The organism is Pantoea sp. At-9b (assembly GCF_000175935.2).
Lineage (GTDB): Bacteria > Pseudomonadota > Gammaproteobacteria > Enterobacterales > Enterobacteriaceae > Pantoea.
Genome location: NC_014841.1, coordinates 70,542 through 96,941 on the forward strand (window position 1 = coordinate 70,542; position 26,400 = coordinate 96,941).

Below are 26,400 nucleotides of genomic sequence, written 5' to 3' on the forward strand. Positions count from 1 at the left end.
ATGAAACCTGTAAATTTTCTGACCAGTGAAAAAGCGCATCCCGGCCTGCTGCTGCTGATTGCGCTCGGGGTCGCGGTGTTCAGCATTATGCTGCCAGGCCGCTTCCTGACTGACTCCACCTTTATGAGCATGGCTTTCCAGTTGCCGGAGCTGGGCCTGCTGACGCTGGCGATGTTTATCGCCATTCTCAGCGGCGGCCTTAACCTGTGCATCATCGCCACCGCTAACCTGACGGCGTTGTTTATTGCCTGGGTGCTACTGAACTTTATGCCTGCCGGTGCGGGCACCGGGCTGCAATTGTTGTGGCTGCTGATGGCGCTGGTGGGTGCGGCGCTGATCGCCACCTTGATTGGCGTGATCACTGGGCTGATGGTTAGCCGGGTTGGGGCGCACCCCATCCTGGTGACGCTGGCGACCATGATGACGGTCAACGGCATTGGCATCTGGCTGACACGCGGTGCGGCGGTGAGTGGCATGCCGGATGTGGTGCGGGCGCTGGGGGCGGATACCTTCCTCACCATTCCGTTACCGCTGTGGCTGTTCTTTATCACTGCCGGACTGATGGCGCTGTTCCTTGGCAAAACCCGTGCCGGTAAATGTATCTACATGGGTGGGAGCAATATCAATGCCACCTGGTTTAGCGGTGTGAACACCCATCGTCTGCTGATTCTGGTGTACGTCATTTCCAGCCTGCTGTGTGTGCTGGCGGGGCTGGTGATGATGGCGCGGTTTAACTCGGCGCGTATGGGCTATGGCGACTCTTATCTGCTGATCACCGTGCTGGCAATCATCCTCGGCGGCACCGATCCCAACGGCGGTTTTGGCCGCGTTACCGGTGTGGTGCTGTCGCTGATTGCGCTCCAGATCCTCTCCACCGGCTTCAACCTGTTAAACATCAGTCAGCACTTCAGCCTGGCGATGTGGGGTGCGGTACTGATTGTGGTACTGGGCCTGAAGTTCTTTAAAACCAAATTCACTCATTCCCGTGCGGTGCGTCGCAGTACTTTACTTGCACGCCAGGCCGGCCTGACCAAAAAAAAGGAAGTCTGATGCGTACCCAAATTTCTCCCTCTTTGATGTGCATGAACCTGATGGAAATTAAACAGCAGCTGGCGGTGCTCGATACCCGTGCTGACTTCCTGCACATCGACATCATGGACGGTCACTACGTTAAAAATATTACTCTGTCGCCGTTCTTTATTGAGCAGATCCGTCCGCACACCAAAGTGGCGTTGGATGTCCATCTGATGGTGGAGGAGCCGACCGACTTTATCGAGGTGATTGCCAAAGCGGGCGCGGATTACATCTGCCCACATGCGGAAACCATCAACCGTGATGCGTTTCGCGTGATCAACCAGATCCGTTCACTCGGCAAGAAAGTGGGCGTGGTGTTGAACCCGGCAACGCCGGTGTCATACATCCATCACTACATTCATCTGCTGGATAAGATCACCGTAATGACCGTCGATCCGGGTTATGCGGGCCAGCCGTTTATCACCGAGATGGTGAAGAAAATCGAGGAGCTGCGCGACCTGAAAGCGCGTCACGGCCATCACTACCTGATTGAGATTGACGGCTCCTGTAATCAGCGCACCTATCGCACGTTGCTGGAAGCGGGCGCGGAAGTGCTGATTGTTGGCACCTCCGGGTTGTTTAACCTCAATGACAACCTTGAAACCGCCTGGGATCAAATGATGGGCAACATCGAACAGGCAAAAGGTGAATTACGGGAGTCAGCATGAGTCGAACCTGGCTGGGTATAGATATTGGTGGTACCAGCACCCGGTTGCTCACCCTGCACGGGGAGGATCAGTGGGCGGGATTTCGCAAATTGCCGACCGCCAGCTGGGCACAATCAGCGGATGCGTTGGGTGCACTGGCTGGGTTGATTAATGAGGTGCTGGCACAGCAACCGATTGATGGCGTCATGCTTGGCCTGCCCGGCATCCTGAGCCGCGACCGTCAGCATGTGGTATCGCTGCCGTTTATTCAGGCGCTGGACGATACCCCGGTGGCGACCCATCTCAGCGAGATGACCGGTGTGCCGGTGGCGATGGATAAAGATGTTAACCATCTGATGTTGTGGGATTTAATGCAGTTGGAGACGCTGCCGGATAATGCCGTGGGCTTATATCTGGGCACTGGCATGGGCAACAGCCTGTGGCTGAACGGCCAGTTTTACCACGGCGAGCATGGTGGTGCGGGAGAGATTGGCCACATTCCGCTGGCGAATAACGATCTGCCCTGTCCATGCGGTAATCACGGCTGTGCCGAAACGTTAACGTCGGGGCACTGGCTAAGCCAGTGGGCGCGCCAGCACTGCGCGCAAACCGATATGGCGCAACTGTTTACGTTGCATGGCGATCATCCCGATTTGCAGCAGTTTGTCAGCCGCCTGGCAAAAATCATCGCCAGTGAGATGAATATTATTGATCCGCAATACCTGATCCTCGGTGGCGGCGTGCTGGCGATGAATGATTTTCCCCTGGCGTCGCTGCGCAGCCAGATTAGCCAGCATCTGCGTCCACCCGTGACCCGCGCCGGATTACGGATGGTGGTAAGCCATGCTACCGATCAGACCGGTTGCCGTGGTGCCTGTCTGGCGGCCGCACGGCAGTTTGGGAGGTAAGTATGAAAGGTAAAGTGTGCGTATTCGGTTCCTTCAACCTCGACATCGTCACCAAAATGTCGCGCTTTCCACAGCCTGGCGAGTCACTGGTGGCGCACAGCAGCATGATGGGGCCGGGCGGCAAAGGTTCGAATCAGGCCACGGCAGCATTGCGCGCCGGTGCCAGGGTGCATTACATCGGCAAAGTGGGCAATGACGACTTCGGCCTGTTTGCCCGTCGCCATCTGGAGAAGACCGGTTTTGACGCGATCACGCTGTTTACCTGCAAAGAAAAACCAACCGGTAACGCCATGATCTACGTGGCCGGTGATGATGCTGAAAACATGATCTCGGTTTACCCCGGTGCCAACCTGATGGTCACCGCCGCAGAGGTGAACCGTTGCCAGCCCACCGTCGCGGCCGCCGACATTTTGCTGGTGCAACTCGAAAACAACCTGAGCGCCATTCAACGCATGGTGGATAACGCCCGCCAGGCGGGAACCTATGTGATTGTGAACCCGGCGCCGTGGCAAAAAGTGAGCGATGCCTTTCTGCGTCATGTTGACCTGCTTACACCGAATAGTACGGAAGCCGGTCAACTGACCAACACCAATGTCACCGATCTGGCTTCCGCGCAGGTGGCGGCGCAGATTCTGCACGGCAAAGGGGTGCGCCAGTTGATCATCACCCTCGGCATTCAGGGCGCACTACTCTCGACCGGTGAACGTATGTTGCTGGTGCCGGTTTTCCCGGCGCAGCCAGTGGACAGTACCGGAGCGGGCGATTCCTTTAACGGCGCACTGGCGGCACGTCTGGCGGCGGGTGAACCGCTGGAGCAGGCGGCGCTGTTCGCTTCGGCGTATGCCTCGGTATGCGTCGAACGTGCCGGGGCAGCGAACTCCATGCCGCGCTACGACGACGCCGTAAAACGCATGCAGCAGTTCCCGGAACTGGCGATCAGCGAGATCGGTGTGTCTGCTGCCGCCACGCCGTAGAACCGGTTTTAAACGCAGTACCCTACACAGACAATAACGGAGCAAACAATGAAAAAAATCGCAGCAATGCTGATCTCCCTCGCCCTCAGTGGGCATGCGCTGGCCGCCGAACCATTGAAAATGGGGGTGGTGGTCAAAGTGGGTGGCAACGCCTGGTTTAACTCGATGGAAGAAGGCATCAAAAAAGAGGCCGCGAAAGAAGGTGTTAATGCCTGGCAAGTCGGGCCGACGGTGCAGGACCCGGCGCAACAGGTGAAGGCGATTGAAGATCTGATTGCACAAAAGGTCGACATTATTGGCGTTGTGCCGGTTGATCCAGCGGCACTGGAGCCGGTGCTGAAAAAAGCCAAAGATGCAGGTATTAAAGTGATCGTGCATGAATCCCCGGAGCAGAAATACGCTGACTGGGATTTTGAACTGGTGGATGCCAAAACGTTTGGTGAGCGCCATATGCAGTTGATGGCCGAGTGCATGAAAGAGCAGGGCCAGTACTCGATTATCGTCGGCAGCCTGACCATTCCGCTGCATCGCCAGTGGGCACAGTCGGCGATTGATTACCAGAAAGCGCATTACCCGAAAATGCAGCAGGTTGGCGACCTGTTTGGCACCGGCGAATCGGTGGATGACTCCATGCGCGTCACCAACGAGATGATGAGTAAATACCCTGATTTCAAAGGCATGATGGCATTCGGTTCACCGGGGCCGGTAGGTGCGGGACGTGCGGTGCAACGACGCAATGCTAAAGATAAAGTCTGCGTGGTGGGGGCTTACAGCCCTGGTCAGGCCGCGTCACTGGTACGCAGTGGCGATATCAAGGGCGGTTATATCTGGAACCCGATGACCGCCGGAGAGCTGTTCGTCCGTATCGGAAAAATGGTGGCTGAGAACAAGCCGATCACGGCAAGCACTGAGATTGAAGGTATGGGCAAAATGAAGGTCGATGCAGCTAACCATACCCTGTACGGCCAGAATCTTGAAAGCCTCGATAAAGACAATCTGCCTAAATTGATCAAGATGGGCCTGTAAAGGGAGGCAGCCGTGAGCGCACGTAAAATCATTATTGATACCGATCCGGCGATCGGGATCCCCGGCACTGACGCCGACGATCCCATCGCCATTATGCTGGCATTGCAGGACCCACGTCTGGAACTGATGGCGATCACCACCGTGTTCGGCAATTGCCCGCCGCTGCTGGGCGCGCGCTGTGCCACCCGTATTTTACAAGTGGCAGGGCGCACAGACATTCCGGTGGCGGTAGGGCAGGCGGTGCCGATGAGCGGCACCCTGCCTGAATTGTTGCAGAAAGCCTATGCCGGGCCGCGCGGGCGTGCAGGCAGTATCGCGTTACCGGAAGCGGATGCCGCCCACTGCGGCCAGCATGCCAGCGAGCTGATTATCGATTTGGTGCGCCAACATCCGGGGGAGATCACCCTGGTGTGCATTGGTGCGCAGAGCAACCTGGCGCTGGCGTTGCTGAAAGCGCCGGACATCGCTCCGCTGATTAAACAGGTGGTGATGATGGCGGGTGCGCTGGGACTGGATGCCACCTGGGGGCGCGGCAACATTACCCCGGTGGCGGAGTGCAATATCTGGTTTGACCCACAGGCGGCTGATATCGTTTTCCGCTCGGGGATTCCACTTGCGATGGTCAGTCTCGATGTCACCAACGCCGCAGCGGGGCTGGTGTTAACCCGCGAGCATCTGCAAGGGTTGAGTGATGCGCAGCCGCTGACGGCGTTGTTTAAGCAGGTGTGTGCCTGCTATTTCGACGCACCGATGTTTGACTGGTCAGAAGGTTGCGTGCTTTACGATCCGCTGGCGGTGGCTGTTGCCGCTGATGACGCGATCGGTGAATTTGCTGAGATGGCGATTGGCATTGAAACCCAGGGGCGCTTAACCCTCGGGCAAACCGTGCCGCTGCGCGACACGCCTGCCAATGTTCGCGTCTGTACCCGGATAGAGGGACAGAAGATCGTGAATGATATTGTGCGGGTGATTGTGGGGTGAGAGGAGGGGGCAGCTGCCCCCTGTGAGGTTGCTAAAACGGTCTGCGTCAGAAATGCGTATCCCTGAGTGCAGAATGCTGTGTGAATTACACAGGTAACACCCAACGCGGTGCTTAAACCACGCCAGCAGAACGTCACACTTCATTATTCACGGATTCTGAACCGCCCGAATTACGGAGTTTCCGGCTGCCACGTCCCCACATCTTGCGCATCAATCCGCTTCGGTAACAGCTTTGCCGCATAAAATGCATCGGCAATTTTCTGCTGTTCGGCCAGGTCGCTGCGTTTCACCGGCTCAACCTGATAACTACGTTGGGCGTTCGCCTGCTCCACGGTGGCGACCGGCAAATTTCCCCATAGCGGCGACAGGATTTTTGCCGCAGCTGCAGGATGGGCTTTCACCCATGCGGCTTCCTGATTCAATGCGTTAAACACCGTGTTCAGTACCTGAGCATGTGCTTTGGCGTAAGGTGTCGAGACCAGATAGTAACGCTGATAGCTTGCCAACCCTTTACCGTTCACCAGTACGCGCGCGTGTTGCTCCACCTGCGCACTGGTGACGAAGGGTTCCCAACTGACCCAGGCATCAACGCTACCATTCTCCAGGGCCGCGCGTCCGTCGGCCGGTGTCAGCCAGGCGGCGTTAACGTCACTAAATGTCAGTCCGGCCTTGTGCAGTGCGGCGATCAGCAGGTAATGGCTACCTGCCGCTTTGGTCACCGCGATCTTTTTACCTTTCAGGTCCTGCAAGCTTTTGATCGGCGAGTCAGCCGGAACCAGAATCGCCTGCGCCGTGGGTGACGGTGTTTCTCGCGCATAATAGGTGAGATCGGCACCTGCGGCCTGGGCGAACACCGGTACGGTATCGGCGACATCGGCGGAGAGATCGACGTTGTTCAGATTAAGGGCTTCCAGCAATGGCAGGCCGCTGGAAAACTCATGCCAGCTCACCTTTATCCCCTGATCGGCCAATGTCTTATCCAAATCGCCGCGCTGTTTAATCAATGTCAGCAGCGTTGACGATTTTTGATAGCCAATACGTAAGGTTTCTTCTGCCTGGGTGGTTAGCGAGAAAAGGGCAGTGAGCAGCAGTGCGCCTGCCAGTAATGGACGTCGAGTGTGCATGGCCGTTCCTTTTAATGTTTATGATTAAAAGGAGGGTAAGATGGGGACGGCAGCGTACCAACTGCCGTATTTGCATAACATTTGCCAAAAATCAGTAATCAGTTGCCAGCCAGCTTGCTGAGCAGGCGTTTTGCCACTTCTTCTGAGCTGGCCGGGTTTTGACCGGTAATCAGATTGCCATCCTCAACCACAAACGGCATCCAGTCAGCGCCTTTCTTATAGTGCGCGCCCAGAGCGATAAACTCGTTTTCGATCAGAAACGGCACCACGTCGGTCAGTTCCACAGCGGCTTCTTCGCTGTTGGTAAAGCCGGTGACCTGTTTACCCTTGATCAATGGTTCGCCACTGGCGGCTTTGACATGACGCAATGCTCCCGGCGCATGACAGACGAAACCAATCGGTTTACCGGCGCGGTCAAATGACTCAATCAGGCTAATTGACTGGGCGGACTCTGCCAGATCCCACAGTGGGCCATGACCGCCAGGATAGAACACGGTATCAAAAGTGGTCTGATCAACGGTATCCAGTTTCACCGTGGTTGCCAGCGCCTGTTGCGCGGCAGGGTCGGCTTTAAAGCGCTCCGTCATTGCGGTCTGAAAATCAGGTAGATCGCTTTTCGGATCGAGTGGCGGTTGCCCGCCTGCCGGTGAAGCCAGCACGATCTCGGCTCCCGCGTCTTTAAACACGTAATAAGGTGCAGCAAACTCTTCCAGCCAAAATCCGGTTTTTTTACCGGTATTTCCCAGCGCATCGTGGGATGTCAGTACCATTAACACTTTCATGATAAATCCTCTTTCTACACAATAAGTTACTGTTGTTTAACCAGCAGCGATGTGAGTAACGCCATCTTGTCCTGATAAGGGGCGCGCAGTCGCAGGTTAGTGGTGCCTGCCTCGTCTTGAACAACCACGGGTTTGGCATGGCTGAAACGGCGGAAACCGTGAATGCCATGGTATGCGCCAATACCGGATGCCCCGACGCCGCCGAACGGTAAGCTGTCGAGAGAAGCATGGGTCATGACGTCATTAATCACCAATGCGCCCGAGGTGGTGCGCTGCGCCATCTGTTGTTGACGTTGCGCATCGTTACCAAAATAGTAGGCCGCCAGCGGGCGAGGATGCGCGTTGATATAATCAATCGCTTTATTGACCGAGGTTGACCAGGTTTTGATGGGCAACAGCGGACCAAAGATCTCCTCCTGCATCACCGCCATCTCTTCTGTGACGGCAAGAATCAGATGTGGGGCGATTTTCCTGCTGTGGGCATCGAAAGCCGGTTCGCCCTCGGGGGCCAGACTGATAATGCGTGCACCTTTATTTTTCGCGTCCTCCAGCAGCGTGACCAGCCGTTGATAATGGCGATCGCTAATGATAGCGGTGTAATCCGGGTTCGACTGCACGGTCGGAAACGTCAGTTGCATAAAGCGACGGGCGGCACTGACAAACGCGTCTTCGGCCCCTTCAGGCAACAGCAAATAATCGGGAGAGATGCAGATCTGCCCGGCATTAAACGTTTTGATGGTCAAGGTTCTGGCTGCAGCCAGGGCCGGATCGGCATCCACATCGACCACCACCGGCGACTTACCCCCCAGTTCCAGCGTGACCGGCACGAGGTTTTCCGCTGCCGCACGCATGACGTGTTTGCCCACGCTGGTGCTACCGGTAAACACCAGATGATCGAAAGGCAGACGGCTGAAGGCCTGACCGACATCAGCATCACCCAGCACCACGGTCAGCTCCTGGGGATCAAAGTAGCGTGCGACCAGCTCTGCCAGCAGCTCGGAGGTTTTTGGCGTCAGCTCGGAAGGTTTCAGCATCGCCGTGTTACCGGCGGCAAATACGCCCGCCAGGGGGCCAAAGGCGAGGTTAATCGGGAAATTCCACGGGCTGATAATGCCGATCACACCCAACGGTTGCGGTGCAATCCACGCCTGCATGCCAGCAACCGGCACTTCCGCGTTTTCCGCTGCCATCCAGGCTTCGAGATTATCGGCGGAATGTTGCAGCATATTGATGGTGGTGACCAGGTCGGCCGCCAGTGTCTGATAAGCGCTGCGATGGCCGAAATCGGCGTTAATCGCCTCAGCGATCGCTGCATGATTATCGCGAATCAGCGCGATGCTGCGTTGCAAACGGTCGCGACGTAATGCCGCAGAGGCGGCCCCCGCCTGTAAATGGGCGTTTTTCATGTTGCGCAGGATGTGCAGCAACTGCTGATCGTGTTGGGTCGGGTTCATCATGTTGTCCTGTCGAATCGGGTCACTGATTAAGATGCGCTGAGCTTACCCGTGCTGGATTTTGCTGGCTAACAAGGCTATTTTCGTGGGGGTATAAATTTATTTATGGGGTGTTATGTCACTGGTCCGTTTACGTACCTTTATGGAGGTCTACCGTCAGCGTTCCATCTCTGGAGCCGCCAGAGCGCTCAACCTGACGCAACCTGCGGTTTCTCAGCACATCAGTGGGCTGGAAGTGGCGATCGGGCGACCGCTGTTTGAACGCCAACCACAAGGGGTGATACCTACGCCTGCAGCGGAAGATTTGGCGGCGGATATTGGCAGCAGCCTCGACACGGCAGAGTCAGCGTTGGCATCGGCGAGAGCGCGTTCAATGGACGTTAGCGGGACGCTGCAAATTATCGGCCACGCCGATTTTATGGCAGATAAGCTGGCCGGAGAGTTGTTGCCACTGCTGGAGAGCGGCATCAGGGTGCATATGCATACCGGAGATGGGCCGATGGTGACGCAAATGGTGGTAGAGGGGCACTGTGATTTAGGCATCACCGCCCATCCGGTGACGGACAGCCGCTTAAAAGGCGAGGTGATTTTTCGTGATAAGGTGCTGGCAGTCGCTTCACCGGGCGTGGCATCACGGCTCAATGCCAGCCCCAACTTTGCCACCGATATACTGCAAGAGCCGTTGCTGGCGTATAACCTGGAACTGTCGTTGATCGACCACTGGCTGGAAAAAAACCGTATCAGTTACTCGACGTTACTTCCGGCGATGGTCGGCCAGGATTTACGCGGCCAGCGGAGTTTGCTGGTGCAGGGATTTGGCTGGTCGGTGATGCCGCTGTTTCTGTGCCAGCAGCAGATTGAGAAGGGCGAGCTGGTGGCGCTCCAGGCTCCGGTGGGAGATACCGAGATTCGCTATAACCTGGTGTGGCTGGCCAGCGCATTGCGCCAGCCCAGAGTGGCTCATGCCCGGCAGACGCTGGTATGGCGGCTGAATCGGGCAGAGTGATCACCCCAGCCACCAGGCTTCACCCTCGCTGCTGACTTAACCTGATTTCACAAAATGCGATCAGGTTTTCCCATTACTTCCCATCTTTCACATTAGCGTGTGAACAATGTAATTGATAAAAATCCCTATCTATCATCGCGTTGTGATTTATCGTGCTGATGCAAATGTGTGATAACCATCATTCATTTGTGAATTTATGTGCGCAAGAATATGTCATCAGGACACGAAGCGACAGCTGATGTCATTGCAGATAAATTTCAATAATAAGGTGACAGCGTGATCCCCAATGAGAGACAGGATTTTATCTACCGCTACGTCTATGAGAACCATACCGCGTCCATCAATGGTCTGGCAGAGATGATGAACGTTTCGCATATGACGATTCGGCGCGACATCCTGATGTTGGAAAAAGAGGGTAAAGTGGTCATCGTCAGTGGCGGAATAAAGTTAAACGATATTCTGCGCCATGAAATGGGTTACAGCGATAAAGCGATGATTCACCATCGTACCAAACAATTATTGGGGAAAGCCGGCGCTGACATTATTGATGAAGGCCTGGTTATTTACGTTGATGCGGGTACCACCACCTTCGAACTGGCCAAACACCTTGGGGAAAAATTTAATACCACTATCATTACGAATGATTTTTCCATCAGCCAATATTTGATGAATAAAGCGCAAATTAAACTTTTTCATACCGGTGGTCTGGTGGATAAAAGAAACTTTTCGTCTGTAGGGATCAGCGCGGCGAATTTTATCCGCACGCTGAATATCGATGTGGCTTTCATCAGCTCCAGCTCATGGGACGCGACGCGTGGTATCTCCACGCCTTATGAAGAAAAGGCGGTGGTGAAACAGGCGGTTATTGAGGCATCAACCAAGAAAATTTTGCTTTCTGATAGCAGTAAATACGGTAAGTACGGGCTTTATTCTATTTGCCCTCTTCATCAAATGGATATGATTATTACCGATGCATTTTTACCGAAAGATGCCAAAGAGAGCATCAGTAAATCAGGTGTAGAATTAAAAATTGTCGCAACTTAATCAGTGAAGTGCCGTTGATACTGCCCGATTTTACCTCTGGCAGGGGCTTCTTATGCTTTACGCTTCAATTCACAGGAAAACAATAATGCGTAACTACCCTAAAATAAGATGGTTTATGATCATCATGTGCTTTATTGCCATGGCGATCAATTATATTGACCGTGTCAATCTTTCTGTCGCCGCACCACATATTAAGCATGACCTCGGGCTGGATGATGTCAGCATGGGGCTGATCATGGGAGCCTTTTTCTGGACCTATGCATTGATGCAAATTCCGGTCGGCCGCCTGCTCGATCGCTTTGGTGAGCGCATTGGTTTAACCATTGCGGTCGCCTGGTGGTCGGTGTTTACGGTTCTGACGGCGTTTGGTCGTGGGCTGGTTTCGATGATGGGCTTGCGTATGCTGCTGGGCATTGGTGAAGCGGGTGGACATCCGGGTTGTGCAAAAGTGGTCTATTCCTGGTTTCCCAAAAAGGATCGTGCCACGGCGAGTGGGATTTTCAATGCCGGTCCACGTGCCGGGTCAGCGTTGGCGCTGCCGCTGGTCGCCTGGATCATCACAACATGGGATTGGGAAACATCGTTTATCGTCACCGGCGTGCTGGGGATCATTTGGGCGGTGGCCTGGTACATCATTTATCGCACACCCGAACTGAAAGCCGGGCTTAATGCAGAAGAACGTGACAACCTGATCGCCGATCGCGGTCCGGCGAAGAAGCAAGGCACTGAGAAGAAAGCGTGGTTGTTCCTGTTCCGCTATCGCACCATGTGGGGAATGATGCTGTCGTTCTTCTGCCTGAACATTGCACTCAGCTTTTTTCTGACCTGGTTTCCTTCCTATCTGATGGCAAGTCAGGGTTTTTCTCTCAAGCAGTTGGGTACGCTGGGCATGATCCCGCCGCTGGTGGGAATCCCAGCCAGTATGCTGGGGGGCTACTTGTCAGACTGGATGTACCGTAAGGGCATGAGTCTGACCTTTGCACGCAAATCCTGTCTGGTATTCGGGTTGCTGCTGTCCTCAGTGATTAGCTTTGCCACTTACACCAACAGCATTCCGCTGATCATCACCTTGCTCTCGATTTCGTATGCCAGCATTGCGTTCGCGGCTGCCGTGGTCTGGTCCCTGCCCGCCGACGTCGCGCCCAGCACTGAATATGTCGGCACCATTGGTGGTATTCAGAACTTCGCAGGCAACCTGGCTGGCATTATCAGTTCTTCGTTTACCGGCATCATGCTGTCGCTGAACAACGGCTCCTTTGAGGTGCCGCTGATTGCCACCGGTGTCATCTGCCTGATTGGCGCGCTGTCCTACATCTTTATCGTTGGAAAAATCGAGCCGCTGAATGCACCGGATTCCAATAGCGGGGTAGGTTCAACCCCCACGCCGTCGCGAGCTGAATCTAACTAAGTTGTTGAAGAAGGAAGGTATTACGATGTCTCATGAAAACACCCTTCGTGAAGAAATATGCCAGACAGGATTCAGCCTGCATCAGCGAGGATTCACCGTTGGCAGTTCAGGCAATATCAGTGCACGACTGGATGATGGTTGGCTGATCACGCCAACCGATGTCTGCCTCGGCGCGCTGCAACCCGCAATGATCGCTAAGGTGAACAGTGACGGCGAGTGGGTGAAGGGTGGCAAGCCCTCAAAGACGCTGACCCTGCATCGGACCATTTACCAGAACAACGCGGAGGTGCATGGCATCGTTCATACCCATTCAACCCATCTGGTCGGCATGACGCTGGGCAAGGTGTGGAGCAAAGCCGCGATCCTGCCGCCGATTACGCCCTATCAGGTGATGAAAGTGGGCAGGATACCGCTGATCGATTATTGCCGTCCCGGTTCGCCATTGGTGGCGGAACAGGCAGCTCAGCTTGCGGCGACGGTGAAAGGCATCATGCTGGAACGTCTCGGCCCGGTGATCTGGGGGGCGACGGTAACCAAAGCGGCGGAGATTCTGGAAGAGCTGGAAGAAACCGCGAAGCTGTGGCTGATGACCGATCCTAAACCCGAGGCGCTCGATCAGGCTGCGATGCAGGACTTGTTCGATACCTTCGATTGCCGCTGGTAACGCCATGTTATCTCACTATTTTCCTGTATCTGGAGTGGAACAATGGGTCTTCAGAATTTGACAATATTCAGCACGCTGGCCGTGCGCGCCCCTTTCGATAATGGGGTATTGGCTGGTTACGCGGCCAGCGACGAACTCCATTTTGCGTGGAGTCCTACCACGGTGATCGAAAGCAAACTGGCAGCAGGCCAACATGCGGATGTGGTGATCGCGACCGATGACGCGCTAGCCCGGTTGGTGAGTAAAGGCGTGGTGAAGGCGGAAAATTGCTACCCGTTAGCCACGGCCTTGTTTGGTGTTGCGGTGCGGCAAGGTGCAGGCCAACCGGATATTTCAACTGCGCAGAGCTTCCTCGACACCCTGCGTGCAGCCCGCTCGGTCTGTTACTCCCTCGGTGGTGCCAGCGGGATCTATCTGCAGCAGGTCATGGCCGAACGCGGCATTTTGGCCGCAGTTGAACCACGGGCCACCAAAATCAGCCAAGGGTTTACCGCAGAAAAATTGGTGAGCGGTGAAGCAGATGTCGCGGTGCAGCAGATGAGTGAACTGATGGTGGTGCCGGGAATAGACATCGTGGGTCCGTTCCCGGATGAACTCCAGCAACTGACACCGTTTTCGGTGGCAGTGGTGAATGATTGTGGCGATGAGGTCAAGGCGCAGTTGTTTATTCAATATCTGCTGAGTGAACAATGCCAACGCATTTATGCAGCCAATGGCCTGCTGTGTCGCTAAGTGACGGAAGAGTGGTGAACCTAATGTCGGAAAGAATTGTGCTTTTACATGCAACGCCAGTCGCGATGCAGCCGATCCATCAAAGTTTTCAACAACTGTGGCCTGAAGCAGAGCAGGTTAACCTGCTTGATGACGGGCTAACGTTGGATCGTGCTCGTACCACGGATCTGAGCGCGGAGATGATAGAACGTTTTGTTCGCCTGGGACGCTATGGTTATGACATGGGGGCCGCAGGCATTCTCGTCACCTGTTCGGCCTTTGGCCCGGCCATTGACCAGATGAAAGCGGCATTCCCTATACCGGTGCTCAAACCGAATGAAGCGATGTTCCGTGCGGCGCTGCAACAGGGTAAGCGTATCGGGATGTTGGCAACCTTTGCTCCGGCGGTGGCCACCATGACGGATGAGTTTAATGAATTTGTCGCTGAAACCGGCAGCGCTGCCACCCTAAAAACCCTGATTGTTGAAGAGGCGATTGACCTGCTGCGCAAAGGGGATGCGGAGACGCACAACCGTCTGGTGGCAGCCCGTGCGCCTGAGCTGGCAGATTGCGATGTCATTATGCTGGCGCACTTCTCCACTTCGCGCGCGGCAGCGGCGGTAAAAGAGCAGGTCGCTGTCCCGGTCTTAAGTGCGCCAGATGCTGCGGTGCAATTAATGAAATCGCTGGTTAAGGCGCAAGAGGGAGCGACATCATGTTGATCGGGGTGATTGCAGATGATTTCACCGGGGCGAGTGATATTGCCGTCACGCTGGCGAAAGGGCTGCCACACGAGGGGGGATTACGCACGACGTTGTACCTGGGCATCCCGGAAAAACCCGCTGCCGTTGAGGTTGAAGCGGGCGTTATCGCGCTGAAAAGCCGTTCAATTCCGGCGAAAGAGGCGGTAATGCAATCGCTCGCCGCCTGCAGATGGCTGATTGCCCAAGGCTGTCGTCAAATTGTATTCAAGTACTGTTCCACCTTTGATTCCACCGCAGAGGGTAATATCGGCCCGGTTGCGGAAGCGCTGGCCGCTTTCCTCGGTCAGAAAGCGGTGCCGGTGTGTCCTTCTTTTCCTTCCATGGGCCGCACCGTCTATCAGGGGCATTTATTTGTCCGGGACCGGTTATTGAATGAATCAGGAATGGAACACCACCCGTTAACGCCGATGAAAGACGCCGACATCCGACGCGTGTTGCAGTCTCAATCGACCAGCCAACCCGGCCATATTGCATGGCCGGTGGTGCAGAGGGGGATGGCAGCGATTCGTACCGCGCTGGATCATGCCGTTACGCAGGGCGAGACACTGACGGTGATAGACGCGTTGCAAGACGAGGATCTCATCGCCATCGGGAAGGCCTGTGCCGATACGCGCTTGCTGACCGGCGGTTCTGGTATTGCCATCGGTTTGCCCCATAACTTCATTCAACGTGGTCTGGCGGCGGGGGTTGGCAGTGTTGTGCCTGAGATTGACGGCCCTGAAGCGATTCTGGTCGGGAGCTGTTCCGGTACCACATTGCGGCAGATCGCCGCACATGCCAAAGCACATCCGGTGATGATGGTCAGTGTTGATGAGGTGATGAAAGGGGCTATTCGCGCCGAGCAGTTGGTGTCATTTATCCAGGCGAATGAAGGGAAATCGCCGCTGGTGTTCACCTCCGGCGATAAAGCGGATGTACTCCGCGCGCAGGACGTCTATGGACGCGAAACTGTCTCTGCCACACTTGACGCGTTGTTTGGCAAAACGGCGCAGGCGCTGGTCGCGGCGGGCATTCGGCGGCTGGTGGTGGGCGGCGGTGAAACTTCAGGTGCGGTGGTCAGTGCGTTGAATCTTGGTGAGCTGAAGATTGGTGAAGAGATTGATACTGGCGTGCCAGCCCTTGTCTCTCCGGGAGAACATCCCATTGCTTTAGCCCTGAAGTCAGGCAATTTTGGCAGCGAAGACTTCTTCTCTAAAGCTGTCGCTACCCTACGCGGCCAATAAGGAATGCAGCATGCACAGCAAACTCAAATTTAGCGCCAATCTAAAATGGCTCTTCACGGAATTGCCCTTCGAACAGCGTTATGACGCGGCCGCCGCTGCCGGGTTTAAGGCGGTAGAATTTCCGTGGCCTTACAGTTGGCCGCTGGCTGAGGTGAGAAAACTGCTTGATAACAGTGGATTAAAACAACTCTTGATTAACACGCCGGTGGGACAACCCGGCACGGTAAAGTCGTCAGGCCAGGCCTGTCATCCTGACAGTGTGGCGGCATTTCGGGCTGATTTTGCTTCGGCTTTAGAGTATGCCAGCGGGCTGGCGTGTGAGTTTATTCATTTGCAAGGCGGGATCAAGCAGCCAGAGGTGGCTGACGCGCAGGCTTTCGAGACGCTGGTGAATAACGTGAGCTGGGCAGCCGAGCAGGCGTCAGGCAGTGGCGTCACGCTGGTGCTGGAGGCGGTCAACCATTATGACCTGCCCGGTTCGTTGTTAACGACTCAGGCCAGGTCGCTGCAGGTGATTGAAGCGGCTTCAGCGACTAATGTGGGGCTGCTGTTTGATATCTACCACACGCAACGTAGCGAAGGGGATGTCAGCGCGAAAATGCGCCAGTATTTCCCTTATATCAAACATGTGCAGGTGGCTGACTCACCCAACCGCAATGAGCCGGGCACGGGAGAGTTGAACTGGCGCTATATTTTCGGCGAGCTAATCGGTCTCGGCTATCAGGGCTGGGTAGGGTGCGAATATCGGCCCGTTACGACCACCGGAGACGGTCTGGTTTGGTTAGACCAGCTTTCATGAACGTAGCCCCTATTCGGCGGACGAATCGGGGCTACCATGCTTACTGCACTTTCAAGTCAGCGCCGTCCACGACATAGTTTTTTTGATTATTTGGACCAATAAAATCGCTGGCCGGTTTACCCACCACCAGATTGTCATAGGCCGCCGATTTCACCGCCACATAATTCTCTGCCTTGTCCGGCGATCCTTTCCCGGTATAGTGCGCGATAGACGGATAAGGGAATACCGGTCGGGTGGCTTTTAATGGCGGCATCGCCGACGCTACTGGTGAACTGGCGCGCTGTACGCCGTGGAAATGCGCTGCGGCATTCGCCTCGCCAGCGGGCATTTTGCCTTGTGGCGGCATCGGCGGCATTCCCGCACTGGCTGGTTGCGCTGACTTACCTGCCACCAGCGCCTGCGGCGCAACCTGCTGCTCGGTCCAGGCCATCAGCGGCGTCAACAAATCTATCTGATCTAACCCCTCACCACCACCGCAGTGGGCTACCCCTGGCAGCAGAAACAGGCGGATAAATTTTTCTGTGGCTTGCTTACCGAGATAAGCTTCAACGCCACGGTAGTAAGCAATGGAGAACGCCGGGCTAACCGAGTCATCCGCCAAACCGTGCCACATAATCAGCTTACCACCGCGTTCCATATAGCGGCTCAGGTTGGTGTTGGTGGCGTTGTATAGCGGAGCCAGCTGTGCAACAGCAGCGAAATTTTGCTTGTTCAGCGGGAAATCGCGCATCGAGGTAATGTTTTGCTTGCCACCTGGCAACAATACCGATTGCAGCGCAGGCAGTGCCATCATCTCCGACATTGAATGGCCGTCGGCGCTGGCGGGCACTGGCCAGCGTAACTCTGAACCCAGTGGCAGACCCGCCACCACAAATTGATTGCCTGCGCTGTCGTAAGCTCCCCGATAGAGTTTTTCGGCAACGCCAATTTCTTCTGTGGTCAGGCAGTCTGATTTATCGCTCTGGTTGGCGGCACAGGTCTTGACCCAATTGGCGGAGAAGGTGCAGGCATAGGGATTAGCCAGCAGGCCATCATTGACACCCGACAGGGTTGGGCAGTGTGCCAGTACGGCGCGATGCAGAATCGGCAGACGGTCTTGCAGCAGGATCGCGCTGCCGTCCGCACGCTGATTGGCGACCACATTCCAGCCGTGGAAAAAGGAGTTTTGGAACTGGAAAAACGCTGCCGGTGCCCCGGCGCTGATGCCATCAAAATCATCCGGGAAGCGTTGTGCTTCCATCAACGCCTCACGCCCGCCATCAGAGCAGCCCATAAAATAGGCGTATTTTTGCGCCTGGCCGTAATATGCCTGGATCAAGGCTTTTGCCAGCTGTGCGGTGAGATGATTGGCGCGATACGCAAAATCAATGCGTTTTTGTGGATCTTCCGCCCAACTGGCATCCATCATGCCGCCGCTATGGCCCATATCAGTCGCCGCGACGACAAATTCGCCCTGAGTGGCCGGTGCACAACCGTTGGCATTCGCCGGGCTGAGATTGATCTGGCCGCATAACCCACCGCATCCCACCTGTAAGAAGCGTTGCGTCCACTGCTGTTGCGGCAGTGCCACCTCGACTCCAATCGCCGGGGCGATGGTGGCTTTGACCTGACAATAGGTGCCTTTGTCCGTTTTCAGTGGCGTTGCAGCAGTAATGGTCACTTTCGCGCCAATTTTATCACTGAGGTTGACGGCAGCTAACTGGCCACAGTCCATCACCGGCTTCACAACGGCGAAGTTCACGTTCGCATTGACCTGCGTCGCAAGCAGCATGACACCTGTGGCTACCAGCCATCCTAATATTCGGTTTCTTATTGCATTCATTGCATCGGTTCCTGTTTTATCACCGCGTTACTGTGGTTTTAATCTGGGAATGATAGACAGAAGCAAAATTTTAAAGTGGATTTTTTCGGTATTTTAACGAATTAATCTGCGTTCTCAGTTCTGTTCCAGCCAGCCAATAAAAAAATCACTGAATGCCGCCACCTGTAACGGCTGAAAGCGCCGCTGTGGGTAAACGAACTGTAATCCTACCTGATGGCTGTCATTGCGGCTAAAACCGATAAAGTGATCGCCAAACAGCACCACCAGTTTCCCTTGTTCCACATCGCGTTTTACATCCCACCACGACTTGCTGGCGATACCCGCGCCTGCCAGCACCCACTCGCGAATCAGTGCGCCATCATCGGTGATCATCGCCGGGCTGATTTCCAGCGTCCTGACCTCTCCCGCTACTGCAAAGCGCCACACGTTGAGTAACGAACCACGCTGTTCCATGATCAGGCAGCGATGCTGGGGCAGTTCCAGCGGATGGCCCGGCGCACCCTGGGTAGCGAGATACGCGGGTGAGGCCACCAACACCCGGTGATTAGGTTTGATATCGCGTTTGATCAGATTGCTGTCGGGCAAATTGCCAAAGCGGATGCTCATATCCAGCCGTTGCGCAATCAGGTCTTCGATTTCCTCGCTCAGCAATAGCGTACTTTTGACGCCGGGGTGTAGGCGGGAAAACGCCAGCAGGGCCGGTGAAAGGTACTGGCGACCAAAATCCGACGGTGCCGAGATGCGTAACGTCCCGCTCAGCACGCCCTCCTGCTGCGCCAATTTTGCTTCGGCCTGCTCCATCTCCTCCAGCACGCGCAGTGCTGATTGATAGAACTCTTCACCCACCCGGGTGAGCGAAATCGCACGGGTCGAACGATGGAAAAAGCGCGTCTGATAACGCTCCTCCAGTGCTTTCAGGCGTGCGCTCATGGTCGCCGGTGACAGGTTCATACGGCGGCCAGCCGCTGCCAACCCTCCCGCTTCAACCACCTGCACCAACAACGTCAGGTCTTCAAGTTTGCCCATATTATTCAGCTTTTCCGAACAGAGATTCAGTTTTGTTCGGTATTATCAAAATACCTGGAAAGGCTTAGTGTCAACGTTTTCTATTACCGAGGCACCCAGCAATGACAGAGAAAATGTTGTTACAGCCAACGCAATTGGGCGGCATGACGCTGACAAATCGTATCGTTATGGCACCAATGACACGGGCGCGAACAGCGCAACCGGGTAATATCCCCACCGCCCTGATGGCGGAATATTATCAGCAGCGTGCGACGGCAGGGTTGATCATTACCGAAGCGACGCAAATCTCTCCGCAGGCGCAGGGGTATTCCTGGACTCCCGGCATGCATACGCCGGAACAGCGGGCGGGCTGGCGTCTGGTCACGGATGCGGTGCACCGTCATGGTGGCAAAATCGTTTCGCAGCTGTGGCATGTTGGGCGCATGTCCCATCCCTCTTTTCATCCCGACGGGCAGCCGCTTGCTCCGTCTGCCATTCCGTTTGACGGGCAAGTGTGGATTGTCGATGACAACGGCCAGGGGCAGATGATTGACTGTCCGGTGCCGCGCGAGATGACGCAACAGGATATCCAGGCGGTGATTAATCAATATCGCCAGGCAGCGCTTAACGCCATCGATGCTGGTTTCGATGGTATTGAGGTGCATGGTGGCAATGGCTATTTAGTGGACCAGTTCTTGCGGCGTACTTCAAACCAGCGCACCGATCAATACGGTGGCGTGCTCAGCAACCGTATCCGGTTTGCGCAGGAGGTGCTGACGGCCATCAGCGATGCGATTGGTGTACAACGTACCGGTATCCGCCTTGCACCGTTTATTACTCAACGCGGTATGGACGATCCTGAAGCGGTAGACGCCATCCTCGCTCTGGCGCAATGGTGCAATGAAAAAGGCATTGCCTTTATCCACCTGGCAGAAGCCGATTGGGATGACGCGCCCACTATCCCGGATAGCTTCCGCAGGTCGTTGCGTGCGGCGTTCAGTGGCGCACTGATTGTTGCCGGCAATTACACGGTGGAAAAAGCCGAAACCTATCTGCGGGCGGGGTGGGTAGATCTGGTGGCCTTTGGACGTCCGTTTATCGCCAACCCGGACCTGCCTGCACGTATTGCCGGGAATCTGCCACTGGCGACCGTCAGCGATCCATCCACGCTGTTTGGTGGCGGGGCGACCGGCTACACTGATTATCCACGCTATGACACTGCAGCGGTTATGCAGTGAATAACTGATAGGGTATTAGATACAACAAAAGCGCCATTTGGCGCTTTTGTTGTTTGTCATCTACGCCAGCGAGCGCAGCCATTCCGCCAGTACTTCAGCGTGGTTTTGTGTCGTATTGCGGGTGGCATATAACAGCGTAACGTTACCCCTCGCCACCAACCGACACCCTTCCTCCCGCAGCCCGTCAAGCTCCTGCATATACTCAGTACGAAACGCGGTGAAATCGATCAAATCAGCGTGAAACGCTTTACGCAACGCTGTCGACGGTGCCAGGGTTTTGTTCCATTCATCGTATTGCAGGTCAGTTTTCTTCAGCCCGCGCGGCCAGAGTCGATCAACCAGTACCCGATAACCATCCGCGGGGGAGGCTAATTCATAAACGCGTTTACATTGGATCACGCTGATTGCTCCCTTTCTTATTCGTATCTCCTTATTTTATCCATAATTTTAATAGTCCGGCGATTATCATCAGGATTGAGATAAAGGACGTAACTCAATGCGATTAGGTGTGTCAGTTTGTTTCGTTTATGTCAAAAATAGGAATGATTATGATAATTATTCGCATGCTCATTTCTGAGTATGGAAAATAATAACTGGACGTAACAAAATGTCTCACTTAATTGGAAAAAGGAAAACGACCCTGTCATTACTGATTGGGCTGGTCATCCACAGTGGCTACTCTCTGGCAGCCGAAACACCAACGAATGTTTTATCGTTACAGGAGCAGGAGGCGGTAACCAAAACGACCTCTGACACCGCAAAGAAAACCACCACTGCACCGACGGTCAATCCGACCAACGAAGACACCATGGTGGTGTCGGCCAAAGCCGAAGAGAAACTTAAGCAACAGCCTGGCGCATCGCTGATCACCAAAGAAGACCTCGAACGCAACCCACCGGTTAACGACCTGTCCGAAATCATTCGCAAGATGCCGGGTGTGAATTTAACCGGCAACAGTGCGACCGGAAGTCGTGGCAACAACCGCCAGATTGATATTCGCGGTATGGGGCCGGAAAACACCCTGATCCTGATTGATGGCGTGCCGGTATCTTCGCGCAGCTCTGTACGTTACAGCCGTACCGGCGAGCGAGACACCCGTGGCGACAGCAACTGGGTGCCACCGGAGATGGTGGATCATATCGATGTGTTACGTGGCCCGGCTGCTGCGCACTATGGCTCCGGGGCGATGGGCGGGGTGGTGAATATCGTCACCAAACGCCCGACGAACGACTGGCATGGCTCGTTATCGCTCTACACCAACCAACCGGAAGACAAGGATGAAGGTGCGACCAAACGCATGAACTTCAGCCTGAGCGGCCCGCTGATCGATGATGTGCTGACCATGCGCCTGTATGGCAACATCAACAAGACGGACGCTGACGCCTACGATATCAACACCAACGAAAACGGTTCTTATGCGGCGGGTCGCGAAGGGGTGCGCAACCGCGATATCAACACCGCAGTACAGTGGAAGATCAATCCGCAGCAGTACATGGATTTTAACTACGCTTACAGTCGGCAGGGCAATATCTATGCTGGTGATACCCAGTACAGCAACAGCAACCTGAGTACCCTGGTACCGACCTTATACGGTCAGGAAACCAACCGTATGTACCGCCAGTCCTACAGCGTGACCCATAACGGCATCTGGGACTGGGGCCAGTCAAAACTGACTCTGAGTTATGAAGACACCCACAACACCCGTCTGGATGAAGGTTCAACCGGTAAAGTGGAAGGGATGATCAACAGCGACACCTATAACACCAGCCGTTATAAAACCTGGCGCGTCAATAATGAGTACACCATTCCCTTCACCCTGCTGGTGGATAACACCCTGACGCTCGGCGGTGAATGGAATAAGGAACAGCTGAACGATCCGGCATCGATGCAGGAAACGGACGCGACCGGCATTGATATCAACGGTGTATCCGGCGATCCGTCGCAGCGCAGCAGCAAAAACAGCCAGGAGCTGAGCGCCATTTACCTGGAAGACACCATTGATGCCTTCGACTCCACCACGCTGATCCCGGGGCTGCGTTTTGACTACAGCGATCGCTTTGGCAGCAACTGGAGCCCGAGCCTGAACATTCAGCAGGAGTTGGGTGATCACCTTACACTGAAAGCCGGTATTGCCCGTGTGTTCAAAGCACCCAACCTGTATCAGTCCAGTGAAGGTTATCTGCTGGCAAGCAGTGGCAACGGTTGTAACGTTGGAGGCAGCAACGGCTGTTATCTGATGGGTAATAGCGATCTGAAACCTGAAATCAGCGTTAACAAAGAGGTTGGGCTGCAATGGACTGATGAAGGTTACAGCGCGGGCCTGACTTATTTCCGCAACGATTATCAGAATAAGATCGTGGCCGGCGACACGTCTCTGGGAACGGTGAATGTAGCCAGCTCCTGGTATTCATCAACCTATGATATTTATCAGTGGCAGAATGGTGGCAAGGCGCTGACTCAGGGTCTTGAGGCCAACCTGACCATCCCGCTGGTGGAAGACACCCTGAACTGGCGTACCAATGCGACTTATATGTTTACCTCGAAATATAAGTCGACCGGGAATCCACTCTCTCTGATCCCGAAATACACGGTGAACAGTTGGCTGGACTGGCAGATGACCGATGCACTGTCCGCCACCCTGAGCTGGACGATGTATGGTCGCCAGCATCCGCGTACCACAGCTGAAATCCGTAAGGAAGCCAGCGGGTTGTCGGAAAATGAGGTGGGTGCCTACGCCATCTTTGGTACCGGACTGAACTATCAGTACAACAAAAACCTGCGTTTCAACGTCGGTATCAGCAACCTGCTGAACAAGCAAATCTATCGTGAAAACGAAGGGGCTTCGACCTACAACGAGCCAGGCCGCGCGTATTATGCGGGTGTGACCACCTCGTTCTGATAGCTGAAAGGAAAGGGCCTCATCGTCAATGATGAGGCCCATTTTAGTTAGCTAATCCTCTAGCTTTCATCAGCCGGAAATATTCCATTAACCAGACAATCCAATTTTTTATGAATAAGGTGCATCTGCTGCGTATTATGTTTTGCCGCACCCTTTTCACCAAACATATCGGAATGGTCGATCATGGTGAGGATCAGCAGAACTGGATGTTCAAGACCCTCTCGTTCTTCAAAGGAAACGACGAGCAGAGGATCATGTTCATCTTTGTCATCAAGTACGCGGGTATGGTGTAGACCGATATAAAGAGGGACCAGGCTGCCGTCACCTTTCAGATGTGATTCCTTCAACCAGCCATGTTGGTGTTTTTCGCCCTGTGAATATACCCAAACTTCATTGTTTGTTTCCCACAGCTGCTGGAGTTCATCAATATCCTGGAAGTAAGAGAGCACGACCTCATTATCAAAGCCATATTCAGCACTGATGGCTCTGAAGAGGGCACTGGTTTCAACGTGCGAAATCTTTTTTCTTCTGGCCACGGGTCGTTCCTTCAACCATACGATTGTCATCCATTCCCAGGACGTCTTTCATGAACTGTGCACGGCGCTCATCGTAAGTGCCACCTTCAATACGCACGGTTCCAGCTTTACGGGCCTTAGTTAACATGCCCGAAAGATTTTCAGCATTTACTGGGGTATGTTTCATACATCCTCCTGTTTATTCCTTCACCACTATACCATACCTGCTGAAGCATCCTAAGAGTTAGCTTTTATGTTGCGCTGCTACCAGCCAGCCGAGGGTTTTTTCCATGGTCTGGCGTTCCTGATCGGCCTGCATAATAAAAGCGGGTAACAGATGGGCACCTGGCGCAGATTGTGCCAGCACGGTCAGGCTGTCGCCGATGCCATAGCCGCCATGCGTGATAAAGGGCACAATCGTTATCCCTGACCAATCATGGCGCGTTAAAAAAGATCGGACGATGGAAGGCAAACTCATGCCCCAAATGGGGTAGCCGAGGTAGAGCGTTTTATAGGGTTTTATCTCCGCTAAATCATTCAGTAGCGGCGGGTTGAACCCGTTTTTACGCTCGTTGCTTGCCTGTTCAACCATCTGGAGATAATCAGCCGGGTAAGGTGTCTGTGGCAGGATCTCATGCAGATCGGCGTGCAGGGCGCGCTGAAGAACTCCGGCAATCACACGCGTGTTGCCGCTGCGCGAGTGATAAGCCACCAGCGTATCCGACTGACCGGTGATGATTGCAGCCGTTGCAGGCTGCGCCAGCAGGGAAATACCCGCGAGAAAAGGCAGTAGCTCCCTGCGAGACAGGTTAATGTTATCGTCCATACGACCTCATCATAATTTATCCAACTCAAACAACCTTAATGGTTAATCTACGCGGATAAATACACGATTTGCGGCATTATTGATGAGCGGCGATCATAGCCCCTATTTCATAATTTGGCGGATAGTGAGACGGATGGGGAAAATGGCAGCGTATGGCTGCCATTTTTTTAATCAGAGAATGGAGAACGGATATTCAACAAATACGCGCACTTCATTACCGCCGACATTATAATCAGCGGCGTCAGAGGAGACGCGCAGTGAGGAGAATCGCAGCTTCACTTTCAGGTCTTTAGCGGCACCAGCAGGCACCTTATATTGCACCTGATTAAAGAATTCATGTTCGTGCCCATTATCGGTTGCCGAGGTTTTGATATTGTCGCCACGTACATACGCAACGTCATAGCTCAGGCCGTTAATGCCGACTCCGCTCAGATCAATCGAGTAAGCAACCTGCCACGAGCGTTCGTCTTCACCGTTAAAGTCAGACCAGTAAGAGTTCGCCAGCCAAATGGTGCTGCCACCATCACCGACGCCACCCTGGTTGCGATAACCACCGTAATGATAACCGGTGCTGCCACTGCTTTGTTGATAAGCCACCTTGAAGGTATGAATATCAAAGGTATAGCTTGCCGCCAGGCTCCAGATCGTGTTGCTGCGGCCGGTATCGAGTTGATTGGCGTATTCCTGGTTCAGGCGCGAATTATAGCCATTGAAGTCAAGGCCAAAGGATTGATTGCCTGCCAGCGGCGTTTTGTAATTCAGTCCAAGGTATTGTTTGTTAATCACGTCTTCAACATTGGAAGCGTAGAAGGCCGCGCTCAATTGATCGGTAAACTGATAACTCGCACCGGCAAAACTCAGTGATTTCAGGCCGGTATCATGGCTATCGTCACTTTTCTGTTGTTCATCGGTAAAGTAACCGGCAGACACGTTTAATCCGGCGACTTCCTGCGAGTTCAGCATAAAACCGGTATAGGTTTCAGCCAGCAGACGCGAATCATCCGCCGTCAGGATCGGCAGTGTCGGGCGTTGAGTACCGTAGCTAAGTACGGTATTGGAAAAACGCATTTTAGCGGTCGCGCCAAATTTCGCCAGGTCAGATTTGGCTTTGCCATCGTTATCCTGAGCGAAGAAGTCGATGCCACCCGCACCACTGCGACCACGGCCACCATCCAGTCTGACCGCATACTGTGCGAGACCATCAACGCCAAAACCTACCGGCCCCTGAGTAAACCCGGAAGAAAAGTTGGCGATGATGCCCTGGCCCCACTCACGGCGGGTACGCACATCATCATCTTTGTAATCCCTGTTGATATACGCATTGCGTAAAAGTACATCAAGGTGACTGTCCTCAAGAAATCCGTTTGATTCCTGGGCCGCAGCGGCCGTTCCAGAGAGTCCAATTAATGATGCCACCAGTGAAAGTTTGAAGATCTTTTTCACGTTATGTCTGCCTTATAAATTCGATATTATTTTGTTAATGCTAAAAGTGCGCGCGGGATATTA

26 protein-coding genes are annotated in these 26,400 nt (G+C 54.4%); 16 read left to right on the forward strand and 10 right to left on the reverse strand.

Annotated elements, in window-relative coordinates; all coding sequences use genetic code 11:
- From PAT9B_RS27650 to PAT9B_RS27675, 6 genes are read left to right on the forward strand one after another with little or no spacing between them, the layout of a single operon-like run.
- Positions 1-1,050, forward strand: coding sequence for an ABC transporter permease (locus tag PAT9B_RS27650; protein WP_013512586.1), 1,050 nt, complete (start codon positions 1-3; stop codon positions 1,048-1,050).
- Positions 1,050-1,742 (forward strand): D-allulose 6-phosphate 3-epimerase, encoded by a 693-nt coding sequence (alsE, locus tag PAT9B_RS27655; RefSeq protein WP_013512587.1) that lies wholly within the window; start codon positions 1,050-1,052, stop codon positions 1,740-1,742. The genes PAT9B_RS27650 and alsE overlap by 1 nt, the downstream gene beginning before the upstream one ends.
- A complete protein-coding gene (gene alsK / locus PAT9B_RS27660) occupies positions 1,739-2,629 on the forward strand; it encodes an allose kinase (protein ID WP_013512588.1) in 891 nt (296 codons plus the stop codon). The genes alsE and alsK overlap by 4 nt, the downstream gene beginning before the upstream one ends.
- Before the next feature lie 2 nt (positions 2,630-2,631).
- Positions 2,632-3,603, forward strand: a complete 972-nt coding sequence (locus tag PAT9B_RS27665; RefSeq protein WP_013512589.1) for a ribokinase — start codon at positions 2,632-2,634, stop codon at positions 3,601-3,603.
- A gap of 48 nt (positions 3,604-3,651) precedes the next feature.
- The gene (locus PAT9B_RS27670) at positions 3,652-4,629 is read left to right on the forward strand and encodes a substrate-binding domain-containing protein (protein ID WP_013512590.1); all 978 of its coding nucleotides are present in this window, start codon (positions 3,652-3,654) and stop codon (positions 4,627-4,629) included.
- A 12-nt stretch (positions 4,630-4,641) separates the two neighbouring features.
- Positions 4,642-5,610: a nucleoside hydrolase gene (locus PAT9B_RS27675; protein WP_013512591.1), complete on the forward strand. Its 969-nt coding sequence runs from the start codon at positions 4,642-4,644 to the stop codon at positions 5,608-5,610.
- A 170-nt stretch (positions 5,611-5,780) separates the two neighbouring features.
- On the opposite strand, the gene PAT9B_RS27680 is transcribed toward PAT9B_RS27675, so the two are convergent.
- From PAT9B_RS27680 to PAT9B_RS27690, 3 genes are all read right to left on the reverse strand, one after another.
- Complete coding sequence (locus tag PAT9B_RS27680; RefSeq protein WP_013512592.1) at positions 5,781-6,734, reverse strand: aliphatic sulfonate ABC transporter substrate-binding protein; 954 nt, start codon at positions 6,732-6,734, stop codon at positions 5,781-5,783.
- A 98-nt stretch (positions 6,735-6,832) separates the two neighbouring features.
- The gene (locus tag PAT9B_RS27685; protein WP_013512593.1) at positions 6,833-7,516 is read right to left on the reverse strand and encodes a type 1 glutamine amidotransferase domain-containing protein; all 684 of its coding nucleotides are present in this window, start codon (positions 7,514-7,516) and stop codon (positions 6,833-6,835) included.
- 26 nt (positions 7,517-7,542) lie between these two features.
- Positions 7,543-8,988, reverse strand: a complete 1,446-nt coding sequence (locus tag PAT9B_RS27690) for a coniferyl aldehyde dehydrogenase (protein WP_255360085.1) — start codon at positions 8,986-8,988, stop codon at positions 7,543-7,545.
- Positions 8,989-9,085: 97 nt separating this feature from the next.
- Between PAT9B_RS27690 and PAT9B_RS27695 the strand changes: the two genes are divergently transcribed.
- The 8 genes from PAT9B_RS27695 (at position 9,086) to PAT9B_RS27730 (ending at position 16,589) form a co-directional block, all read left to right on the forward strand.
- Positions 9,086-9,976 carry a LysR family transcriptional regulator gene (locus PAT9B_RS27695; protein WP_013512595.1) on the forward strand — a complete coding sequence of 297 codons (891 nt, stop codon included), beginning with the start codon at positions 9,086-9,088 and terminating at the stop codon, positions 9,974-9,976.
- Positions 9,977-10,252: 276 nt separating this feature from the next.
- Complete coding sequence (locus PAT9B_RS27700; protein ID WP_013512596.1) at positions 10,253-11,020, forward strand: DeoR/GlpR family DNA-binding transcription regulator; 768 nt, start codon at positions 10,253-10,255, stop codon at positions 11,018-11,020.
- A gap of 85 nt (positions 11,021-11,105) precedes the next feature.
- Positions 11,106-12,428: an MFS transporter gene (locus PAT9B_RS27705; RefSeq protein WP_013512597.1), complete on the forward strand. Its 1,323-nt coding sequence runs from the start codon at positions 11,106-11,108 to the stop codon at positions 12,426-12,428.
- A 25-nt stretch (positions 12,429-12,453) separates the two neighbouring features.
- Positions 12,454-13,092: an aldolase gene (locus PAT9B_RS27710; protein ID WP_013512598.1), complete on the forward strand. Its 639-nt coding sequence runs from the start codon at positions 12,454-12,456 to the stop codon at positions 13,090-13,092.
- Between the two features lie 42 nt (positions 13,093-13,134).
- On the forward strand, positions 13,135-13,824 hold the full coding sequence (locus PAT9B_RS27715; RefSeq protein WP_013512599.1) for a substrate-binding domain-containing protein: 690 nt from the start codon (positions 13,135-13,137) through the stop codon (positions 13,822-13,824).
- A 23-nt stretch (positions 13,825-13,847) separates the two neighbouring features.
- The gene (locus tag PAT9B_RS27720) at positions 13,848-14,525 is read left to right on the forward strand and encodes an aspartate/glutamate racemase family protein (RefSeq protein ID WP_013512600.1); all 678 of its coding nucleotides are present in this window, start codon (positions 13,848-13,850) and stop codon (positions 14,523-14,525) included.
- Positions 14,519-15,790, forward strand: a complete 1,272-nt coding sequence (gene otnK / locus PAT9B_RS27725) for a 3-oxo-tetronate kinase (RefSeq protein WP_013512601.1) — start codon at positions 14,519-14,521, stop codon at positions 15,788-15,790. The genes PAT9B_RS27720 and otnK overlap by 7 nt, the downstream gene beginning before the upstream one ends.
- A 10-nt stretch (positions 15,791-15,800) precedes the next feature.
- On the forward strand, positions 15,801-16,589 hold the full coding sequence (locus PAT9B_RS27730; protein WP_013512602.1) for a hydroxypyruvate isomerase family protein: 789 nt from the start codon (positions 15,801-15,803) through the stop codon (positions 16,587-16,589).
- Between the two features lie 40 nt (positions 16,590-16,629).
- Here PAT9B_RS27730 and PAT9B_RS27735 read toward each other — a convergent pair whose 3' ends face one another.
- Both PAT9B_RS27735 and PAT9B_RS27740 read right to left on the reverse strand, forming a co-directional pair.
- A complete protein-coding gene (locus tag PAT9B_RS27735; protein WP_013512603.1) occupies positions 16,630-18,411 on the reverse strand; it encodes a tannase/feruloyl esterase family alpha/beta hydrolase in 1,782 nt (593 codons plus the stop codon).
- A 114-nt stretch (positions 18,412-18,525) separates the two neighbouring features.
- The gene (locus PAT9B_RS27740) at positions 18,526-19,437 is read right to left on the reverse strand and encodes a LysR family transcriptional regulator (protein WP_013512604.1); all 912 of its coding nucleotides are present in this window, start codon (positions 19,435-19,437) and stop codon (positions 18,526-18,528) included.
- Between the two features lie 101 nt (positions 19,438-19,538).
- Here PAT9B_RS27740 and PAT9B_RS27745 point away from each other — a divergent pair, with 101 nt between their 5' ends.
- The gene (locus PAT9B_RS27745) at positions 19,539-20,654 is read left to right on the forward strand and encodes an alkene reductase (RefSeq protein WP_013512605.1); all 1,116 of its coding nucleotides are present in this window, start codon (positions 19,539-19,541) and stop codon (positions 20,652-20,654) included.
- A gap of 60 nt (positions 20,655-20,714) precedes the next feature.
- Here PAT9B_RS27745 and PAT9B_RS27750 read toward each other — a convergent pair whose 3' ends face one another.
- Positions 20,715-21,053, reverse strand: a complete 339-nt coding sequence (locus PAT9B_RS27750) for a DUF488 domain-containing protein (protein WP_013512606.1) — start codon at positions 21,051-21,053, stop codon at positions 20,715-20,717.
- Between the two features lie 208 nt (positions 21,054-21,261).
- Here PAT9B_RS27750 and PAT9B_RS27755 point away from each other — a divergent pair, with 208 nt between their 5' ends.
- Complete coding sequence (locus PAT9B_RS27755) at positions 21,262-23,553, forward strand: FepA family TonB-dependent siderophore receptor (protein WP_013512607.1); 2,292 nt, start codon at positions 21,262-21,264, stop codon at positions 23,551-23,553.
- A 59-nt stretch (positions 23,554-23,612) separates the two neighbouring features.
- Here the strand turns inward: PAT9B_RS27755 and PAT9B_RS27760 are convergent, their stop codons facing one another.
- From PAT9B_RS27760 to PAT9B_RS27775, 4 genes are all read right to left on the reverse strand, one after another.
- Positions 23,613-24,089, reverse strand: a complete 477-nt coding sequence (locus PAT9B_RS27760) for a hypothetical protein (RefSeq protein WP_013512608.1) — start codon at positions 24,087-24,089, stop codon at positions 23,613-23,615.
- Complete coding sequence (locus PAT9B_RS27765; RefSeq protein ID WP_013512609.1) at positions 24,058-24,255, reverse strand: hypothetical protein; 198 nt, start codon at positions 24,253-24,255, stop codon at positions 24,058-24,060. The genes PAT9B_RS27760 and PAT9B_RS27765 overlap by 32 nt, the downstream gene beginning before the upstream one ends.
- 57 nt (positions 24,256-24,312) lie before the next feature.
- Complete coding sequence (locus tag PAT9B_RS27770; protein ID WP_013512610.1) at positions 24,313-24,894, reverse strand: flavodoxin; 582 nt, start codon at positions 24,892-24,894, stop codon at positions 24,313-24,315.
- 171 nt (positions 24,895-25,065) lie between these two features.
- Entirely contained in the window at positions 25,066-26,337 is a 1,272-nt protein-coding gene (locus PAT9B_RS27775) for an OprD family outer membrane porin (RefSeq protein ID WP_013512611.1), read from the reverse strand.
- Between the last annotated feature and the right edge of the window lie 63 nt (positions 26,338-26,400).

Coding starts and splice junctions, on each gene's coding strand:
- PAT9B_RS27650 (WP_013512586.1), top strand. CDS start 1: ATGAAACCTGTAAATTTTCTGACCAGTGAAAAAGCGCATCCCGGCCTG.
- alsE (WP_013512587.1), top strand. CDS start 1,050: ATGCGTACCCAAATTTCTCCCTCTTTGATGTGCATGAACCTGATGGAA.
- alsK (WP_013512588.1), top strand. CDS start 1,739: ATGAGTCGAACCTGGCTGGGTATAGATATTGGTGGTACCAGCACCCGG.
- PAT9B_RS27665 (WP_013512589.1), top strand. CDS start 2,632: ATGAAAGGTAAAGTGTGCGTATTCGGTTCCTTCAACCTCGACATCGTC.
- PAT9B_RS27670 (WP_013512590.1), top strand. CDS start 3,652: ATGAAAAAAATCGCAGCAATGCTGATCTCCCTCGCCCTCAGTGGGCAT.
- PAT9B_RS27680 (WP_013512592.1), bottom strand. CDS start 6,734: ATGCACACTCGACGTCCATTACTGGCAGGCGCACTGCTGCTCACTGCC.
- PAT9B_RS27685 (WP_013512593.1), bottom strand. CDS start 7,516: ATGAAAGTGTTAATGGTACTGACATCCCACGATGCGCTGGGAAATACC.
- PAT9B_RS27695 (WP_013512595.1), top strand. CDS start 9,086: ATGTCACTGGTCCGTTTACGTACCTTTATGGAGGTCTACCGTCAGCGT.
- PAT9B_RS27705 (WP_013512597.1), top strand. CDS start 11,106: ATGCGTAACTACCCTAAAATAAGATGGTTTATGATCATCATGTGCTTT.
- PAT9B_RS27710 (WP_013512598.1), top strand. CDS start 12,454: ATGTCTCATGAAAACACCCTTCGTGAAGAAATATGCCAGACAGGATTC.
- PAT9B_RS27715 (WP_013512599.1), top strand. CDS start 13,135: ATGGGTCTTCAGAATTTGACAATATTCAGCACGCTGGCCGTGCGCGCC.
- PAT9B_RS27720 (WP_013512600.1), top strand. CDS start 13,848: ATGTCGGAAAGAATTGTGCTTTTACATGCAACGCCAGTCGCGATGCAG.
- otnK (WP_013512601.1), top strand. CDS start 14,519: ATGTTGATCGGGGTGATTGCAGATGATTTCACCGGGGCGAGTGATATT.
- PAT9B_RS27730 (WP_013512602.1), top strand. CDS start 15,801: ATGCACAGCAAACTCAAATTTAGCGCCAATCTAAAATGGCTCTTCACG.
- PAT9B_RS27735 (WP_013512603.1), bottom strand. CDS start 18,411: ATGAATGCAATAAGAAACCGAATATTAGGATGGCTGGTAGCCACAGGT.
- PAT9B_RS27740 (WP_013512604.1), bottom strand. CDS start 19,437: ATGGGCAAACTTGAAGACCTGACGTTGTTGGTGCAGGTGGTTGAAGCG.
- PAT9B_RS27745 (WP_013512605.1), top strand. CDS start 19,539: ATGACAGAGAAAATGTTGTTACAGCCAACGCAATTGGGCGGCATGACG.
- PAT9B_RS27755 (WP_013512607.1), top strand. CDS start 21,262: ATGTCTCACTTAATTGGAAAAAGGAAAACGACCCTGTCATTACTGATT.
- PAT9B_RS27765 (WP_013512609.1), bottom strand. CDS start 24,255: ATGAAACATACCCCAGTAAATGCTGAAAATCTTTCGGGCATGTTAACT.
- PAT9B_RS27770 (WP_013512610.1), bottom strand. CDS start 24,894: ATGGACGATAACATTAACCTGTCTCGCAGGGAGCTACTGCCTTTTCTC.